This is a genomic window from Coprococcus sp. RTP21204st1_G4_RTP21204_210225, assembly GCF_040915385.1.
Lineage (GTDB): Bacteria > Bacillota > Clostridia > Lachnospirales > Lachnospiraceae > Allocoprococcus > Allocoprococcus comes.
The window spans coordinates 1-989 of record NZ_JBCPDP010000073.1; the positions used below are offsets into that span (position 1 = coordinate 1).

General features: G+C 36.7%; 1 protein-coding gene. It reads left to right on the forward strand.

Annotated features, from left to right (window positions below; all coding sequences use genetic code 11):
* Positions 1-989, forward strand: a 989-nt coding sequence (locus tag AB5213_RS17205; RefSeq protein ID WP_368277044.1) for a hypothetical protein, incomplete at both ends; no start/stop codon positions are given.

Genomic DNA, 989 nt, shown 5'->3' on the forward strand with positions numbered 1-989 from the left:
CTATATGGATTTTTCGGTAAATTATCAACGCACATTCGATAAACATTCTGTTGCAGGTATGTTACTTTTAAATCGTCGACAATATGATAATTTGTCTGCTGGGACTTCTATTATGAATTTACCTTATCGAAGTCAAGGTTTGGCGATGCGCGCGACTTATGACTATGCACAGCGATACTTTATAGAATTTAATGCGGGCTATAATGGATCAGAGAACTTTCCGAAAGGAAAGCGAATGGGCTTCTTCCCTGATATATCTTTAGGATGGTTAGTTTCTGGAGAATCTTTTTGGAAAGATAATTTAGTAAGCAATTTGAAATTAAGATTTTCACATGGAGAAGTTGGTAATGACCAAATTGGTGGTGATCGTTTTTTGTATTTGACAAAGATGGATCAGAATTGGGAACAAGTGTACTATTTTGGACAAGATCAAATTAGATGGCCCGGTATTATTGAATCTAAGATTGGCTACAACAATGTTACTTGGGAAACTGCGGTTAAAACGAATTTAGGACTTGATTTAGGTTTGTGGAAAGACCGTTTTAGTTTACAGATGGATTTTTTCTATGAAAAAAGAAAGGGTATTTTAATGCAACGCCAATCTGTACCAACGGGAGCAGGTTTCTTGGCTGCAAGTGTTTTATGGGGTAATTTGGGAAAAGCAGAAAATAAAGGCTTTGATGCATTGTTGGAATTTAAAGATCGTACTTCTTCCGGATTGTTCTATTCATTACGCGGGAATGTAACATTTGCTCGTAGTAAAGTACTTGAAAATGATAAAGCCGATCCACTCTATTCAAATTTGTCCGAGATAGGACATCCTATCGGTCAACCGTTCGGTTTGGTAGCTGCTGGATTTTTTGAATCAGAAGAAGATATTGACAATTGGTATGACCAGTCTTTATTGGGTGGACGTCCAATACCGGGAGATGTGAAATATAAGGATATCAATGGAGATAATATTATTGATTCAAATGACCAATGCGCAA